The organism is uncultured Anaerovibrio sp., from assembly GCA_902786545.1.
Lineage (GTDB): Bacteria > Bacillota > Negativicutes > Selenomonadales > Selenomonadaceae > Anaerovibrio.
In genome coordinates this window covers 26,238-40,446 of sequence record CADACU010000013.1, presented here as the reverse complement: position 1 = coordinate 40,446, position 14,209 = coordinate 26,238, and the positions used below count along the sequence as shown (strand labels likewise).

Below are 14,209 nucleotides of genomic sequence, written 5' to 3'. Positions count from 1 at the left end.
ATTGCGGTAAACTGGGATGTGGGTCTGGATAAGGATTACACGGTAGAAATTGAAATCCATTGTAATGATACTGCCGGAATACTTACCAGTATTTTGGCCGTTCCGTCGGAGATGAAGATGAATGTCAGCTCCGTTAATGCCCGGACTAACCGAAATAATAAGACTTCCGTCATTATGATGGGTATTGAGGTTAATGCAGCCTCTCAGGTTGACCAGATAATGACTAAAATTAGGCGGTTAAAAGATGTGTACAGTGTAAGCCGGGCTATGACCAACAATGCGGATAAGCGCAATGGTTGATGGGGGTTTTATGGATTTTTCAGTAAAAACAATGGTAGTTGGACCAGTGGGAACAAACTGCTACATCTTAAAAGACAATAATTCCAGCGAAGGTATGATTATTGATCCGGGGGATAATACAGAAGGGATACTGGCCTATATAAATGAAAATGATATCGATGTGAAGCTTATAGCCTTGACACATGGCCACTTTGACCATATTGGGGCCGTGGAGGAGCTACGGCAGTCCTTAGCAGTCCCGGTGGCAGTTCATGAGGCTGATGCAGATATGATTACCGATGGGCGGAAAAACCTGTCGGCCTTTATGGGGGCGATAGTTGAAACTGAGCCTGCGGATATAATCCTTCGTGACGGTGACTGTATTTCCTTTGGTAAATGTAGTTTGCGGGTTATCAGTACCCCGGGACATACCAGGGGGGGGATTTGTCTTCACGGTGGTGGAGCACTCTTTAGTGGTGATACACTGTTTGCTGGTTCCATTGGGCGGACTGATTTCCCGGAGGGCAGTTTGGAGGAAATAATTAAGTCCATTCAGACCAGACTAGCCAAGGTGGAAGATATGGTTAAGGTGTTTCCTGGCCACGGTCCGGCCACTAATATGGGCATTGAGCGGGAAAGTAATCCATATATGTAAGGCATAAGTGAGGAGGAAGGTCAATGAAGAAGGTATTGCAGCTGGTCAGTGATGATTTTGAGGACCTGGAATTGTGGTGTCCGGTGATGCGGCTGCGGGAAGCCGGTATTCAAGTGGATTTGGTGGCAGAAAAGCCAGGATTGTACCACGGAAAGTATGGTGTACCCTGTGAAGTAGCCATGTCCTTTAATGATGTGAACTCCAAAGACTACGATGGTATTCTGGTACCAGGTGGCTGGGCACCGGATAAGCTGCGCAGATTTCCAAAGGTTTTATCCCTGGTCAAGGAAATGGATGCGGACAAAAAGCTTATTGGTCAGATTTGCCACGCTGGCTGGGTATTGGCTTCTGCCGGTATTTTGCAGGGGCGAAAGGTCACCAGTACCCCGGGGATTAAGGATGACTTGTCCAATGCCGGAGCGATATGGCTGGATGAACCATGTGTGGTGGATGATAATATTGTATCAGCCCGCCGTCCGCCAGATATACCGGAATATATGAATCAGCTGGTAAAGGTAATAAATCGCTGAAATTAAAGATAGCTTTTTGTATTCATGTATACATAAAATTTCAGGTTGACATTTTTTGCTATTTTTTCTATAATTTATGTATAATTTGTAAAGCAGGACAATGAAGTCCCCAGATACCAGGTACCGGGTATTTGGGGATTTTTCTTTGGACAATGGCGTCCATCTGGCATTTTTATTGCCGGGTGGGCGCTGTTTTTGGTTCTGCTGAAATTATATGTATTAGGTTGAGAGTTTAGTTGCATTTTGGAAGGGATGATTATTATGATTGACACCGGCGATACGGCTTGGGTGCTTATCAGTGCCGCTTTGGTCTTTATAATGACACCGGGCTTGGCTTTTTTCTATGGTGGTATGGTCCGCAGCAAAAATGTTTTGACCACGATTATGCAGAGCTTTTTTATTGTAGCCATGATTTCCGTGGAATGGATTGTCATTGGTTATACCATGGCCTTTGGTGGTGATATGAACGGCTTTATTGGTAATATGGATAAATTTGGCCTAGCAGGTATTGGTATGCAGGTTTTGGAAGGTGCTACTATTCCTGAGCTGGCATTTGTTGCTTTTCAGTGTATGTTTGCGGTGATTACTCCGGCACTGATTACCGGTGCTTTTGCCGAGCGGATGAAATTTGCTGCCTTTGCGGTATTTATATTGCTCTGGGCGATTTTAATTTACAATCCGATGGCCCATTGGGTATGGGGCGGCGGATTTTTGGCTGAACTGGGGGCCTTGGATTTTGCCGGTGGCCTGGTTATACATATCCTGTCCGGCGTATCCGGTCTGACCATTTGTCTGCTGCTGGGCAAGCGGCATGGTTATCATTATACGGCAATGTTACCACACAATTTGCCAATGACTGTTATGGGAGCAACCCTCCTTTGGTTTGGCTGGTTTGGCTTTAATGCCGGCAGTGCTCTGGGGGCCAATGCTTTGGCCGCCAATGCTTTTGTAGTAACTCAGGCTGCGGCGGCTGCTGCTGCAGTGTCCTGGGTATTGGTGGAATGGAAGATTAACGGCAAGCCAACCATCTTGGGAGCTGTTTCCGGTTGTGTTGCCGGTCTGGTGGCTATTACACCGGCGGCTGGCTATGTGGCTCCGCTGCCAGCGGTTATTATTGGTCTGGTTGGGGGTGCAGTTTGCTACTTTGCGGTGGCGGTTTTAAAGGAAAAACTGGGATATGATGATTCTTTGGATGCCTTCGGTGTACATGGTATAGGCGGTACCTGGGGTGCCATAGCTACTGGTATTTGGGCTACCACAGAAATCAATCCGGCTGGAGCCAATGGCTTATTTTACGGCGAAACTCACTTGTTTACTGCACAGTTAATTTCCATAGTTGTTGCTTATGTTTTGGCTGTTGCAGGTTCCTTTATCATTTATAGACTTGTTAGCAGCTTTATGGAAGTTCGGGCCGATGAAACTGAGGAACTCACCGGTTTGGATATTGTAGAGCATGGTGAACGGGGCTATGCCAGAAGTGTTCTGACGGGGAGTCCATTACTGGGATCATTTGAAGACTCCAGTGAAATGCTGGCCAACACAGTTCATGCTCTGGCAGGGAAAGGATGATTGGTATGCTGACAAAGATTGAGATTATTACCCGCTCCAGTAAGTTAGATGAGCTGTTGGGGGCCCTAAACCGGATTGGTGTACTGGGAATCACCGTCAGTCAAGTGTTCGGCTGTGGCCTGCAGAAGGGTCATCGAGAGGTATATCGGGGCAAGGCCTACGATATAAATCTTGTTCCTAAAATAAAAGTAGAAACTGTGGTTTCGGAAATTCCTGTGGAAAGGGTGCTGGAAATATGTGAAAAGGTGCTTCGGACCGGGCAGTTTGGCGATGGTAAGATTTTCGTGACAGAGCTGAAGGATGCGGTGCGTATCCGTACAGGTCAGCGAGGCGATGATGCCATCCGGGACATTCCGGGGGAGAAAAAGGAAGCCGTAAGCTAAGAATTATGAAAACGGGTTGCTGATTGAGATGTAACCCGTTTTTTGCTAAGTAATGATGGTGATTTACTTGATTATAGCCAGTGCATTTGGTATATTATGAACAAAGATGTTAGAAAGGTCTGGTATACATATGTTACAACAGGTTTCTTTGTTCACGGAAAATAAAACGGGAGGGCTTTTTCAAATTACCAATGTTCTGGCCAAGTCAGATATCAATATCTATACCATGTTGGCCAATGACAGTGCTGAATTTGGTATCATCCGCCTTATTGTTGATCAGCCGGAAAAAGCCATAGATGTATTGCGCAAGGCAGGCTATCAGTGCCGGGAGGACAAGGTTATTGCCATTACCATGGAGGATACTCCTGGTTGTTTGGATAATATTCTCAACGCCATTCATGGGGCAAATATAGATATTTCTTATTTGTATATTTCCTTTGAGCGTGATACCGGCAAACCGGTGGTGGTATTTAAGACCAATGAACCAGAGACGGCTACCTTCCTGATGGGGAAAGGATATAATTTAATCGAGAAATTTTGATATAGCAGTGTGCTTCCTGTAGGGCTGGGGGAATGATCTCCAGCCCTTTATATTGTTGCTTTTTTCCTTTCCTTGTTATTTACAGATTATAAGCGTATAATAAACGAGTGAAATTTTTAACAGAGGTGTAATAATGCCAGATATTGACATGACAAAAATAACCGATAACCTTTTGAAGGTGTATAATTACGCTTTTATTGATGATATGCCCTACGGCTTTTTTAAGCCCAATGATGCTATGTATGTTGGGGTAAAGCTGGTGGATAAAATGTATCATTGTCCGGAATGTGGCGGAGAATTTACTGTTAAATTCCGGAATGATAATGATGGTATCACTTATTTTTCCAAGAGCAGAGTGGCCTCCCAGCGGGAAGTCTACGATGAGCTGGATTTGGATTTTCCGGCCCAGTGGGAGCTGATGGAAAAGCCGTTTACATATCATACTATTGGGGTGTGCAGCAAATGTGCCAAAAAGCATATTTTAAATTCCCAGGAGGCGGGTCAACATATATACAATTTGTGTCACCAGCTTCATATGCAGGATGAGCTGTTGGCGGCCAAGGCGAAAAAGCTGATGACTGCTTCTGTAAAAAAATGGCTGGACGGAATTGAGGATTCCAGCTATCTGTTGCAGTTTGATTTATCCACCCATGAAAGCTTGCGAGATTTGGTGTGTGCTGTTATATTGCAGGATACTCAGGCTATTGAGGACGCCTTACAGGAGTATCGTGACACCATTCAGCCACTGATTTATGAGGCCAAAAAGCTTTTAGAAAAGCAGACTCCGGCCTGGAAGGCGCAAGTAGCCCATTCATCCAGTTTGCCCATGTCCCTGTCCGATGAGGAGTACCACGAATATACAGTGGCTTTTCCGGCTGATGACACGGTTGGACAGGATTTCTATATTACCCAATCTGTGGAAAAGGAACGGGTAGGTATGTTTTTGGAGCAGAGGCGCTGTGCCAGTCTGGAAGAATTACTGATGGACACTGGTTTCCATGAGGAATGGATTGATATGGTGGTTGACAAGGGAACCTCTTTAAAAAAGTAAGGTGATGTGTATGGATAAACTCATTAAAAAAGTCAGTGCGGTATGCTTTCTGATATTCATTGTAATGACATCAATTTCTTTTGCGGCCAGTCCGGCAGATTTTTCCTTTAAGGGACTTTCCCTGGGGGATAGCGTGGCTCAGATGCAGGAAAAGCTGGGAGAACCGGATTTTGATACTGAGATGTATCATCGGGGGGTTCCGGTAATAAGATATACTTATTCGGCGGATCAGAAGATATATGTTTCAGCTGCTGATAAAAAGGTTGTGGAGATATTCTGTAAAAGCAAGCATTATGTTGGGCCAAAGGGTGTGACCTATGGGGCTACCCGGGCCGGAATAACCGATGCGTTTGGCACGGCTGAGCATAAGCAATTAGATGGAAGCATATACTATGTTTTTACCAATCCGTCCAATAAAAAGGCCAAGATGCTTTTGGAGCTGGAGACGGAGAAATACTATCTCCTGAGCTGGACTTATACTACTTTGCCCTTGGATGCCGAGGAGATACTGGACATTCATGATGATGAACCTGTTGATAGGAAGCCGGCCCCAAAATTTAATTATGGTGGATTATAAACAAATACTATAAACATAAAGAAGGGTTTGTGTTGAAGTTTAAATTGAATGTTTTGTTAACCATAATGACCATGGTTTGTATGCTGACCATATCGGCCTATGCTGAAGCAAAAATGGCTGTACCAAGGGTGACAGCAGATGCTGTGATGGTAGTGGATAATAAAACAGGAAATGTATTATATGAAAAAAATGCTGATAAGCGGGAATATCCGGCCAGTCTCACCAAGGTAATGACTGCGATTTTAGTGCTGGAGGACAACCACAATGATAGGAATGTCAAGGTAAGCCGGGAGGCTGGCAATACCCCGTATGCCAGTTTTGCGTACACTGGGCAGGTGATTCGTCAGTTTGATATGCTGACCCAGATGCTGTTGCTGTCAGACAATGTGGCTGCTTCGGCGTTGGCTGAGGCGGTAGGTGGTAATCAGCGAAATTTTGTCCGGATGATGAACAATAAGGCCAGGGATATTGGTGCAGTCAGCACCCATTTTGTCAACCCACATGGTTTGACGGATTATGATCACTACACTACGGCCCGGGATGTGTTCAAGATTGCCAATTATGCCATGAAAAATCCCTTGTTCAGGCGGATAGTGGGAACACAAAGCATGTATGTCAACAGTGTTTACCCTCCGGGTGAGACCCTGTTTTGTGAAAATACCAATGATCTCGTGTATGATTATGATGGATGTATTGGGGTAAAAACCGGCTGGACAAAGGCGGCCAAAGGTTGTCTGATTTCAGCGGCTCAACGCAAGAATAATGAGGTAATGGTGGTGCTGCTTCATTCAGATAGTATGGAAAGCCGTTTTACCGAAGCAGCTAAATTGTTGGATTATGGCTTTGATATATTGTCAGGCCATTGATAATATATAAGGAGGCACTTATGAAAAGAATTCTAATTTTTGCCATGCTGCTGATGGTGCTAATGACTACCGGCTGTATGGCAGGCAACAACAATGGAAAAGGAGCGAATGACAAAGTGGCTAATCGTATTGCAGTTTTTGACACCAATATGGGGGTATTTGAGGTTGAGCTTACCGAGGATAAGACCCCTATCACTACTGAAAATTTTATTAAGCTGGCCGAGGATGGCTATTATGACGGAGTAATTTTCCATCGGGTTATTGATGGCTTTATGATTCAGAGTGGTGACCCAACCGGCACTGGCACGGGTGGTCCTGGCTACAATATAAAGGACGAATTTGTACCGGAGCTGCGTCATGAGAGCGAGGGTATTCTTTCCATGGCCAATACCGGTCGGCCTAATACCGGTGGTTCTCAGTTCTTTATCACTTTGGCACCAACGCCGTGGCTTGACGATCATCATGCCGTATTTGGCAAGGTGGTAAAGGGGATTGAGGTAGTTCGGGAGATTGGTCATGTGAAGACCGGGGCCCAGGACAGACCGGTTCATGATGTGGTTATTAACAGCATCAAGATTAAAGCGGCTGAATAATGAAGGCCTATACCTATATTTTAAAATGTGCTGATGGTTCCCTTTATACGGGCTATACTACGGATATTGAACATCGTTTGGCGATGCATAACAGTGGTAAAGCCAGCAAATATACCCGTAGTCGGTTGCCGGTGCAGCTGGTTTATGTTGAAGAATTTGATGACAAAAACCAGGCTATGAGCCGGGAGTGGGAAATAAAACAAATGACTCGTCAGAAGAAAGATGAGTTGATTAAAAGCAAGGAAGTTTACACTTTTGTGTAAACTTCCTTGCTTTTTGCTGTGAATATGTTAATAAAACTGTTAATAACTTTTTACTATTTATTGACACTTTAGTGGTGGTATGGTAAACTAAGCTAGGAATAAATACACCCGTATGTACTGATTTTACCTGTGCTAACGGGTGCTAAGGCAATCATCTCTTAGGTGGGAGCAGAGCACCAATAAAGCCCAGGATAAGTTTCATTTTACAGGATGTATAGAGGTTTCACGGATGGGAGGAGAATGAGTTATGGCTATGACGATTTCATCGATGGCTAAAAACGAATACAGTTTTTACCAGTTAGCTCAGGATCAAGGGGTTGGTCTGTATGGCAATAGGAATGCCACCAGCAAAACCAATAATGTCTCTAATATCTCTGATATGTGGAACAGCTATGCCGGTTCCCAGAACAGTGGCAATTCTTATAGCCTTAATGCGGCCGATGTTTATGGCATTAAGGAAGGGGCCAGGGAGCTATTGAGTTCCTATGAGAGTACCCGCAAGGAGTTTAACGAGGATTTCAGCTCTGTTATGAGTGATTTGTCCAAGGCGACAAAAAATCTTCGTTCCACGAATTTTAATGTTGGCAAGGATGCCTTGACCAAATCGGAAGTTACCACTACTGATAAGGATGGCAAGACTACCACCGGCACAAAGACTGAGATGAGTGATGAGCTGAAGACGGCAGTAAAGAATGTTAAGGACTTTGTAAGTAGCTACAATGATGCCGTCAGCTTTATGAAGGATAATGCGTCCATTTCCAAACGGATGGGGCGTGTTAGTGAAATGTTTGCCGACACTGCGTATCGGGCCTCAAATTATCAGAGTATTGGTATTAGTGTAGGCAAGGATGGCAGCCTGTCTGTTGATGAAGAAAGATTGACCAATGCCATTACTTCTTCACCGGACAAGGTTTCACGAATTTTGGGACAGGATGGCTTGGCTGGCAAGACCGAGTCTCACATTCAAACCGCTAATTCCCAGAAGGATAAGTTGTTCCCATCGGTTGAGTCCCTGTTTGGGAAAGAACTGAAGACAGCCCAGGTATATACCGGCAGTGCCTTGTTACGGATGAACGGCTATGCAAATATGGGAAACTTTTTCAATATGTATTTCTGATAGATATTAGTAAAGGGCTGAACCTTGTGGTTCAGCCCTTTTTGATTACATCTGCCACAGTCATACACAGACCCTTGACGGCTTTTAGGGCCATTTCCTTGCCATATGCACTGGCAGCAGCTTTGGCGAATTCCGGCGTGTGGGCGGCAATTTGGTCGCCAATTTTTATTTCAGGTTGAATAGTAGGTACAATATGACTTACATTGCCTACATCAGTGGAGCCATCGGCATAATCGTCAGGATATGTAGTCATATCCGTCAGGCCTAGTGATTGAAAATTGGCCATAGCATAGGCTTGAAGCTGTTTATCATTCAGCATATTTTTAAACAGCGGTTCATAATGGTATAGCTCTAATCGGGTACCGTGAGCATCTGAAACCTGTTGGGCCAGCTGTTTAATTTTAGGAAGCATAATATCTTCCAGGTATTCTGCCCGTAGGGCCCGAATGGTAGCCCGCATCACAGCCCTATCCGGGATGATATTGGGAGCGGTGCCGCCTTCTGTAATAATCTTCCCCAGAATATGCGGCTCAGTGAAGGTTTTGGCCAAACCTTCAAGCTGTTGGTAGAAATCTACTAAGGCATCCAAAGCATTTATACCGTGATAATCCGGGTCTGCCACATGGGCCGGTTTACCGATGAAGGTAATTTGCAGGGGATGGGTAGCATAAGAGGTGCCGCCAAAGGAGGTTTCACTGCCGGGATGACAGATAAGGGCTGCATCCAATCCATCGAATACCCCCTGTTCACTCAGCATAACTTTACTGCCAACGGTTTCCTCAGCCGGGCAGCCAAACACGGAAATAGTGGCTTCATTTCCCAATACCTCATTACAGACTATAGCCGCTGTTACACTCATTGCAGCGATTAAATTGTGGCCACAGCCGTGACCGATTTCCGGCAGGGCGTCGTATTCAGCCAGAAAGCCGATATGAGAGGGACCTTCACCTTTGGTAGCCTTAAAGGCCGTGGGGAATTTTCCGGCCAGTTTATTTGATATGGTAAAGCCATGGTCAGCAAGTATATTCTGCAGGAAAGCAGCAGCTTTATGTTCTTCACAGCCCAGCTCCGGGTTTTGATGGATATAATCGGCAATTTCATTTAGAAGTGGCTGGTATTTATCTGTCAGCCGGCAAAGTTCTTTTTTTATATCAGACATTATTGTTTCTCCTTGTAAGCCTTTATAAGGTCGATGGTGCCCATTGGAGAGCAGATGTAATCTTTAAAGGCCGGATTGACCACCAAAACCTGATTGGTATAATACAGCGGAATTATCACGCAGTCATCAAATAGCATTTTTTCAGCTTGATGAAGATACTCCAGCCGTTTATGTGGATTTATTTCCTTGTGAGCCAATGCCATAAGCTGGTTGTAGGCCGGATTGTGGTATTGGGCATCGTTGGTTTTGTCAGAAAAAACATCAAGAAAATTTACCGGGTCAGCAAAATCCGCCACCCAGTTGGCGATAGCAATCTGATATTGGCCGTGTTCCCGGCTGTCGTAGAAAACCTTGGTCTCCTGATTGGTCAGTTCGACTTCCACACCAAGATTTGTTTTCCACATGGCCTGAATTGCCTCGGAAATTGCCTTGTTTACTTCGCTGGTGTTATAGAGGATGGTTATCGGTTCGCCGTTATATCCGGAGGATTTCAGCAGTTTTTGGGCCTGTTGTACATCCTCTTCAATAAGATGACCGCTTTCGCTGATAAAATCCTTATTATCAACTGTTATTCCAGGAGGCACAAAGGTATAGGCCGGTTTCTTGCCATTTTTTATGACCTTGTCAATCAAATCCTGCCGGGCGATTGACATGGCAAAGGCTTTACGCACATCAACATTGTCAAAAGGCGGTTTGGTTACATTAAATACATAATAACTGGTTCCCAGCATCGGGGTGGTTTTGTACAAGCCCATTTGGGTGAGCCGGGCTTCATCCGCTGCCGGCGGGTCAATTATTAAATCAGTGAGATGGCTTTCCAGCATAGTGAGACGAGTGCTCCGGGATTCACTTATCGGCATTTTTATGTGGTCGGATTTTACAACTTCACTGTTCCAGTAGGTTTCGTTCCGCTCCAGAATTATTTCGCTGGCATGAGTCCATTTGATGATTTTAAAAGGACCGCAGCCAATAATGGTATTGCTGTTGCTGGCCCAGGTGTCCGGGGCATTGTCTACGATGTGCTTCGGCACCGGATAAAAGGCATGAAAGGCCGTAAGGTTCAGAAAATATGCTGCCGGCTCCTTTAAGGTCACCTGTAAAGTATGGTCATCAAGGGCCTTTAATCCCACCTCAGCCTCAGTGGCTTCACCGCTGTTGTATTCTTCGGCATTAAGGATATTGAACAGCATATAGGAGTTGCCACAGCCTGTGTCCGGATTGAGGATCCGGTTCCAGGAATAGACAAAATCGTGGGCAGTAATCGGCGTACCGTCAGTCCACTGTATATTATGTCTTAAATAGAAGGTATAGGTAAGGCCATCCGGGGATATTTCCCAGTGTTCCGCTAAAGCTGGCTGAGGGATGTTATGCTCGTCGAGTCGGGTAAGTCCTTCGAAAATGGCCAGTTCAACGGTGCTTTCCGACAACCCGTAGGTCATGGCCGGGTCCAGGGAAGACGGCTCACTGGACAGTGCCATAGAAATAGTAGTGTCGGGATTGTATTTTTGCTCATTGCCACAGCCGGTAATAAGCCAGATAAGACAGAAAAGCAGTATAGTAATAGAAGTTATTTTTTTCATAGAAACAGTCCTTTTTGTAGTGTTTTAGTTACTATATTCCATTTTAATATCTCTTCCGCTCATAGTCTACGGTGATTTTGACTAAATACAAATAATTGTGATATTAAAATATACCTACCCACATACCCAGCCACGGCCTTGGTCTTATCTCCGGAGTCAGGGCATTTTTATGTGCAGTCATTGGTTATCAGGGCATATAATCGCTCATGGAAGTAAAACAGGATGATATTATTGGAAAGATAAAGTAGGGAAACCATTAAATGGTACAGGTAAAAGCGTTTTAATTGACTTATAATGGTGAATAAAATATTATTAAAGGGTAAGCCAGTTTATGATGGAAAATAAATGTGGGGAGGGCATAAGTATGGATAATGATTTTTTTAAGACGGAAATTACGCAAGAGTTGTCATTTCAGATAAAAGGCAAATCCTATGCCAAAGGTTGTATTCTGCCTGAGACGGAATTGCGGTACATCCATTTTCTCCATAAAAACCTCAAGGGGGAAACCCTTAGCGGGGAAATGATTTGCAACCATCATATTGCTGACCGGTTGCTGGACATTTTCCAAAAGCTTTTTGATGCAGGTTATCCAATTGAAAAGTGCAATCTTATTGATGAGTATCACGCCGATGATGAGCTGTCTATGACGAATAACAACAGCTCCTGCTTCAATTATCGTTTGGTAGCCCATACTGATCGGATTTCCAAGCATGGTTTTGGTCTTGCGGTGGATATTAACCCGCTGTATAACCCATATATAAAGACCATTGAGAGTGGACTCTACATTGCTCCCGCCGCTGGCAGGCCATATATGGAGCGGGATAATGATTTTGATTACAAGCTGGAAAAGAATGACCTTTGCTATAAGCTGTTTGTGGAAAATGGCTTTGACTGGGGCGGTGACTGGGACGAAGAAAAGGATTACCAGCATTTTGAAATTCCGGCTGAACAGATTTTAAAATGGTACCCGGAATACAAAAGCAGAATTTAATATTAAAGGGTTATATATCAACCTGGAATAATGGAGGGATAAAAATTGAGCAAAATATTGATAAAGGGTGCAACGGTTCTGATGCCGGATTATACTACCAAGGAAGCGGACATTGCCATTGAAAATACGGAAATTTTGGCAGTTGGGGCTGTTCCGGCGGATTTTGCTCCAGACCGGACAATAGATGGCAAGGACCATTTTGCTGTGCCTGGTCTGGTAAATGGTCATACCCATGCTTCTATGACCATGCTGCGAAGCTATGGTGATGATATGGAGCTGATGGACTGGCTCAATAACCGTATTTGGCCAACCGAGGCCAAGATGGTGGAAAAGGATATTCGGGTTGGCGGCGAACTGGCTCTCCTGGAGATGATTAAAACCGGTACTACCGCCTTTTCGGATATGTATGGGCCACATATGGAAAGTGTAATTGAAGCAACCATTCAGGCGGGTATTCGTGGTGTAATTGCCCGGGGTGCCATTGGTTTGTTCCCGGCTGGTCGGCAGATCTTGGAAGACAATGTGCATTTATATGAGAACTACCATGGAGCCGGTGATGGGCTTATTACTATTATGATGGGGGTACATGCCCCATATACCTGTCCACCGGAGTTTTGTGCCTATGCCCGGGAATTGGCCGGAAAATATAATATTCCAATTCACATTCATATGAGTGAGACTCAGGCGGAAATCAAGCAAATTCAGGAACAGTATGGCAAACGGCCATTTAAGTATATTGAAGATACCGGATTGTTTGATTTCCTAGCTATTGCAGCCCATTGTGTATGGTTGGATGATGAGGATATTGCCATTATGAAGAAGCATAATATATCAGCTATTCATAATCCAGGCTCCAATATGAAACTGGCCAGTGGTGTATCGCCTGTACCACGGCTGATTAAAGAGGGCGTGAATGTAGCATTAGGTACCGATGGTGCCTCCAGTAATAACAATTTGGACATGCTGGAGGAAGTGCGATTGGCAGCGATGCTCCACAAGGTGAATGAGCTGGATCCATTGGCTGTTCCAGCCAAGGAAGCCTTGAAGCTTGGGACGGAAAATGGTGCCAAGGCGTTGCTTCTGGATAAGGTAGGCAAGCTGGAGCCTGGCTATAAGGCGGATATCGTTCTCTACGATATGAATCGGACCGAATGGTGTCCACGCCATGATTTGGTTTCTCTGTTGGTTTATTCAGCCAATTCCACTTCTGTGGATACAGTTCTTTGTAATGGCAAGATAGTTATGGAGAAGGGTGAGGTGCTCACCTTGGATGAAGAAAGAATTCTACATGAAGCACAGGCTGTGGCTATGGATTTGGTGAACCGATAATGGCACAGAAGAAGTTTTATGCAGTAAAGCAGGGGCGTCAGCCAGGGATTTATACTACCTGGGCTGATTGCCAGAAACAGACTGTCGGCTATAAGGGAGCTAAATTTAAAGGGTTTGTTACCAAGGAAGAAGCCGAGGCGTATATGTCCGGGGAAGAAACAACGGTGTTGCCGGTGGACGGAGTGGTAGCCTATGTAGATGGGTCCTACTTCAACGGCGAATACAGTTGGGGAATGGCAATATATAAGGACGGTCAGTTGGTAGTTCAGGACAAGGGCAAAGGTACTTCCGAGGAAGCGGCCAAGCTGCACAATGTGGCCGGCGAAATCGAAGGCGCAAAACAGGCGGTGCTTTGGGCTGAAGCCAACGGCGTAGACAAAATAATTATTTGCCACGATTATGTTGGCCTCTCTGAGTGGGCTTTGGGGCATTGGAAGACCAATACTCCTTTGACTACGGAATATGCCCGGTTTATGCAGCAGCGAAAAGAGCGGTTTTCCTTTGTGAAGGTGGCCGGTCATACCGGAGTGGCCGGAAATGAGCTGGCGGACAAGTTGGCCAAGGCTGCACTGGATATTTGACAAATAATATGTGAAAAGACTTGAGGTATTCTCAAGTCTTTTTTAGTTGATTACAACGAGGTTAAAGATTTATACTCGTTTAAATGGGGTTCGGTGTATTTTTTTATGGAAATGGAAAAATATGAACAACTGCGATATAATAATA

17 protein-coding genes are annotated in these 14,209 nt (G+C 44.8%); 15 read left to right on the top strand and 2 right to left on the bottom strand.

What is annotated here, in order from left to right; all coding sequences use genetic code 11:
- From QZV24_RS04135 to fliD, 12 genes are all read left to right on the top strand, one after another.
- Window positions 1–300 (top strand): ACT domain-containing protein (locus QZV24_RS04135; protein ID WP_363137878.1); only part of this gene is annotated, 300 nt, incomplete at its 5' end.
- 10 nt (window positions 301–310) lie between these two features.
- On the top strand, window positions 311–934 hold the full coding sequence (locus QZV24_RS04130) for an MBL fold metallo-hydrolase (RefSeq protein WP_294520514.1): 624 nt from the start codon (window positions 311–313) through the stop codon (window positions 932–934).
- A gap of 23 nt (window positions 935–957) precedes the next feature.
- Window positions 958–1,464, top strand: a complete 507-nt coding sequence (locus QZV24_RS04125; protein WP_294520511.1) for a type 1 glutamine amidotransferase domain-containing protein — start codon at window positions 958–960, stop codon at window positions 1,462–1,464.
- Between the two features lie 261 nt (window positions 1,465–1,725).
- Window positions 1,726–3,033: an ammonium transporter gene (locus QZV24_RS04120; protein ID WP_294520508.1), complete on the top strand. Its 1,308-nt coding sequence runs from the start codon at window positions 1,726–1,728 to the stop codon at window positions 3,031–3,033.
- Window positions 3,033–3,416, top strand: coding sequence for a P-II family nitrogen regulator (locus QZV24_RS04115; RefSeq protein ID WP_290656594.1), 384 nt, complete (start codon window positions 3,033–3,035; stop codon window positions 3,414–3,416). Before QZV24_RS04120 ends, QZV24_RS04115 begins: the two co-directional genes overlap by 1 nt.
- A 130-nt stretch (window positions 3,417–3,546) precedes the next feature.
- Window positions 3,547–3,957 (top strand): amino acid-binding protein, encoded by a 411-nt coding sequence (locus tag QZV24_RS04110; RefSeq protein ID WP_290656566.1) that lies wholly within the window; start codon window positions 3,547–3,549, stop codon window positions 3,955–3,957.
- A 133-nt stretch (window positions 3,958–4,090) separates the two neighbouring features.
- Entirely contained in the window at window positions 4,091–5,008 is a 918-nt protein-coding gene (locus QZV24_RS04105) for a hypothetical protein (RefSeq protein WP_294520505.1), read from the top strand.
- A 10-nt stretch (window positions 5,009–5,018) separates the two neighbouring features.
- Window positions 5,019–5,585, top strand: coding sequence for a hypothetical protein (locus QZV24_RS04100; protein WP_294520501.1), 567 nt, complete (start codon window positions 5,019–5,021; stop codon window positions 5,583–5,585).
- 32 nt (window positions 5,586–5,617) lie between these two features.
- Entirely contained in the window at window positions 5,618–6,451 is an 834-nt protein-coding gene (locus tag QZV24_RS04095; RefSeq protein WP_294520498.1) for a D-alanyl-D-alanine carboxypeptidase family protein, read from the top strand.
- A gap of 62 nt (window positions 6,452–6,513) precedes the next feature.
- Complete coding sequence (locus tag QZV24_RS04090) at window positions 6,514–7,044, top strand: peptidylprolyl isomerase (RefSeq protein ID WP_294520521.1); 531 nt, start codon at window positions 6,514–6,516, stop codon at window positions 7,042–7,044.
- Complete coding sequence (locus tag QZV24_RS04085) at window positions 7,044–7,307, top strand: GIY-YIG nuclease family protein (RefSeq protein WP_363137874.1); 264 nt, start codon at window positions 7,044–7,046, stop codon at window positions 7,305–7,307. Before QZV24_RS04090 ends, QZV24_RS04085 begins: the two co-directional genes overlap by 1 nt.
- Before the next feature lie 247 nt (window positions 7,308–7,554).
- Window positions 7,555–8,424 (top strand): flagellar filament capping protein FliD, encoded by an 870-nt coding sequence (fliD, locus tag QZV24_RS04080; protein WP_294520495.1) that lies wholly within the window; start codon window positions 7,555–7,557, stop codon window positions 8,422–8,424.
- Window positions 8,425–8,455: 31 nt separating this feature from the next.
- Here fliD and QZV24_RS04075 read toward each other — a convergent pair whose 3' ends face one another.
- Window positions 8,456–9,583, bottom strand: coding sequence for an amidohydrolase (locus QZV24_RS04075; RefSeq protein ID WP_294520492.1), 1,128 nt, complete (start codon window positions 9,581–9,583; stop codon window positions 8,456–8,458).
- A complete protein-coding gene (locus tag QZV24_RS04070) occupies window positions 9,583–11,163 on the bottom strand; it encodes an ABC transporter substrate-binding protein (RefSeq protein WP_294520489.1) in 1,581 nt (526 codons plus the stop codon). The genes QZV24_RS04075 and QZV24_RS04070 overlap by 1 nt, the downstream gene beginning before the upstream one ends.
- 364 nt (window positions 11,164–11,527) lie before the next feature.
- Between QZV24_RS04070 and QZV24_RS04065 the strand changes: the two genes are divergently transcribed.
- From QZV24_RS04065 to QZV24_RS04055, 3 genes are all read left to right on the top strand, one after another.
- Window positions 11,528–12,154 (top strand): M15 family metallopeptidase, encoded by a 627-nt coding sequence (locus QZV24_RS04065; protein WP_294520486.1) that lies wholly within the window; start codon window positions 11,528–11,530, stop codon window positions 12,152–12,154.
- Between the two features lie 81 nt (window positions 12,155–12,235).
- Entirely contained in the window at window positions 12,236–13,483 is a 1,248-nt protein-coding gene (locus QZV24_RS04060) for an amidohydrolase (protein WP_294520517.1), read from the top strand.
- Entirely contained in the window at window positions 13,483–14,064 is a 582-nt protein-coding gene (locus QZV24_RS04055) for a ribonuclease H family protein (protein ID WP_294520483.1), read from the top strand. The genes QZV24_RS04060 and QZV24_RS04055 overlap by 1 nt, the downstream gene beginning before the upstream one ends.
- The last annotated feature ends 145 nt before the right edge of the window (window positions 14,065–14,209 follow it).

What these genes read in the sequence shown, in the direction of transcription:
- fliD (WP_294520495.1), top strand. Translation starts at nt 7,555, where the DNA reads ATGGCTATGACGATTTCATCGATGGCTAAAAACGAATACAGTTTTTAC.
- QZV24_RS04085 (WP_363137874.1), top strand. Translation starts at nt 7,044, where the DNA reads ATGAAGGCCTATACCTATATTTTAAAATGTGCTGATGGTTCCCTTTAT.
- QZV24_RS04120 (WP_294520508.1), top strand. Translation starts at nt 1,726, where the DNA reads ATGATTGACACCGGCGATACGGCTTGGGTGCTTATCAGTGCCGCTTTG.
- QZV24_RS04105 (WP_294520505.1), top strand. Translation starts at nt 4,091, where the DNA reads ATGCCAGATATTGACATGACAAAAATAACCGATAACCTTTTGAAGGTG.
- QZV24_RS04125 (WP_294520511.1), top strand. Translation starts at nt 958, where the DNA reads ATGAAGAAGGTATTGCAGCTGGTCAGTGATGATTTTGAGGACCTGGAA.
- QZV24_RS04055 (WP_294520483.1), top strand. Translation starts at nt 13,483, where the DNA reads ATGGCACAGAAGAAGTTTTATGCAGTAAAGCAGGGGCGTCAGCCAGGG.
- QZV24_RS04075 (WP_294520492.1), bottom strand. Translation starts at nt 9,583, where the DNA reads ATGTCTGATATAAAAAAAGAACTTTGCCGGCTGACAGATAAATACCAG.
- QZV24_RS04060 (WP_294520517.1), top strand. Translation starts at nt 12,236, where the DNA reads ATGCCGGATTATACTACCAAGGAAGCGGACATTGCCATTGAAAATACG.
- QZV24_RS04130 (WP_294520514.1), top strand. Translation starts at nt 311, where the DNA reads ATGGATTTTTCAGTAAAAACAATGGTAGTTGGACCAGTGGGAACAAAC.
- QZV24_RS04070 (WP_294520489.1), bottom strand. Translation starts at nt 11,163, where the DNA reads ATGAAAAAAATAACTTCTATTACTATACTGCTTTTCTGTCTTATCTGG.
- QZV24_RS04090 (WP_294520521.1), top strand. Translation starts at nt 6,514, where the DNA reads ATGACTACCGGCTGTATGGCAGGCAACAACAATGGAAAAGGAGCGAAT.
- QZV24_RS04110 (WP_290656566.1), top strand. Translation starts at nt 3,547, where the DNA reads ATGTTACAACAGGTTTCTTTGTTCACGGAAAATAAAACGGGAGGGCTT.
- QZV24_RS04100 (WP_294520501.1), top strand. Translation starts at nt 5,019, where the DNA reads ATGGATAAACTCATTAAAAAAGTCAGTGCGGTATGCTTTCTGATATTC.
- QZV24_RS04065 (WP_294520486.1), top strand. Translation starts at nt 11,528, where the DNA reads ATGGATAATGATTTTTTTAAGACGGAAATTACGCAAGAGTTGTCATTT.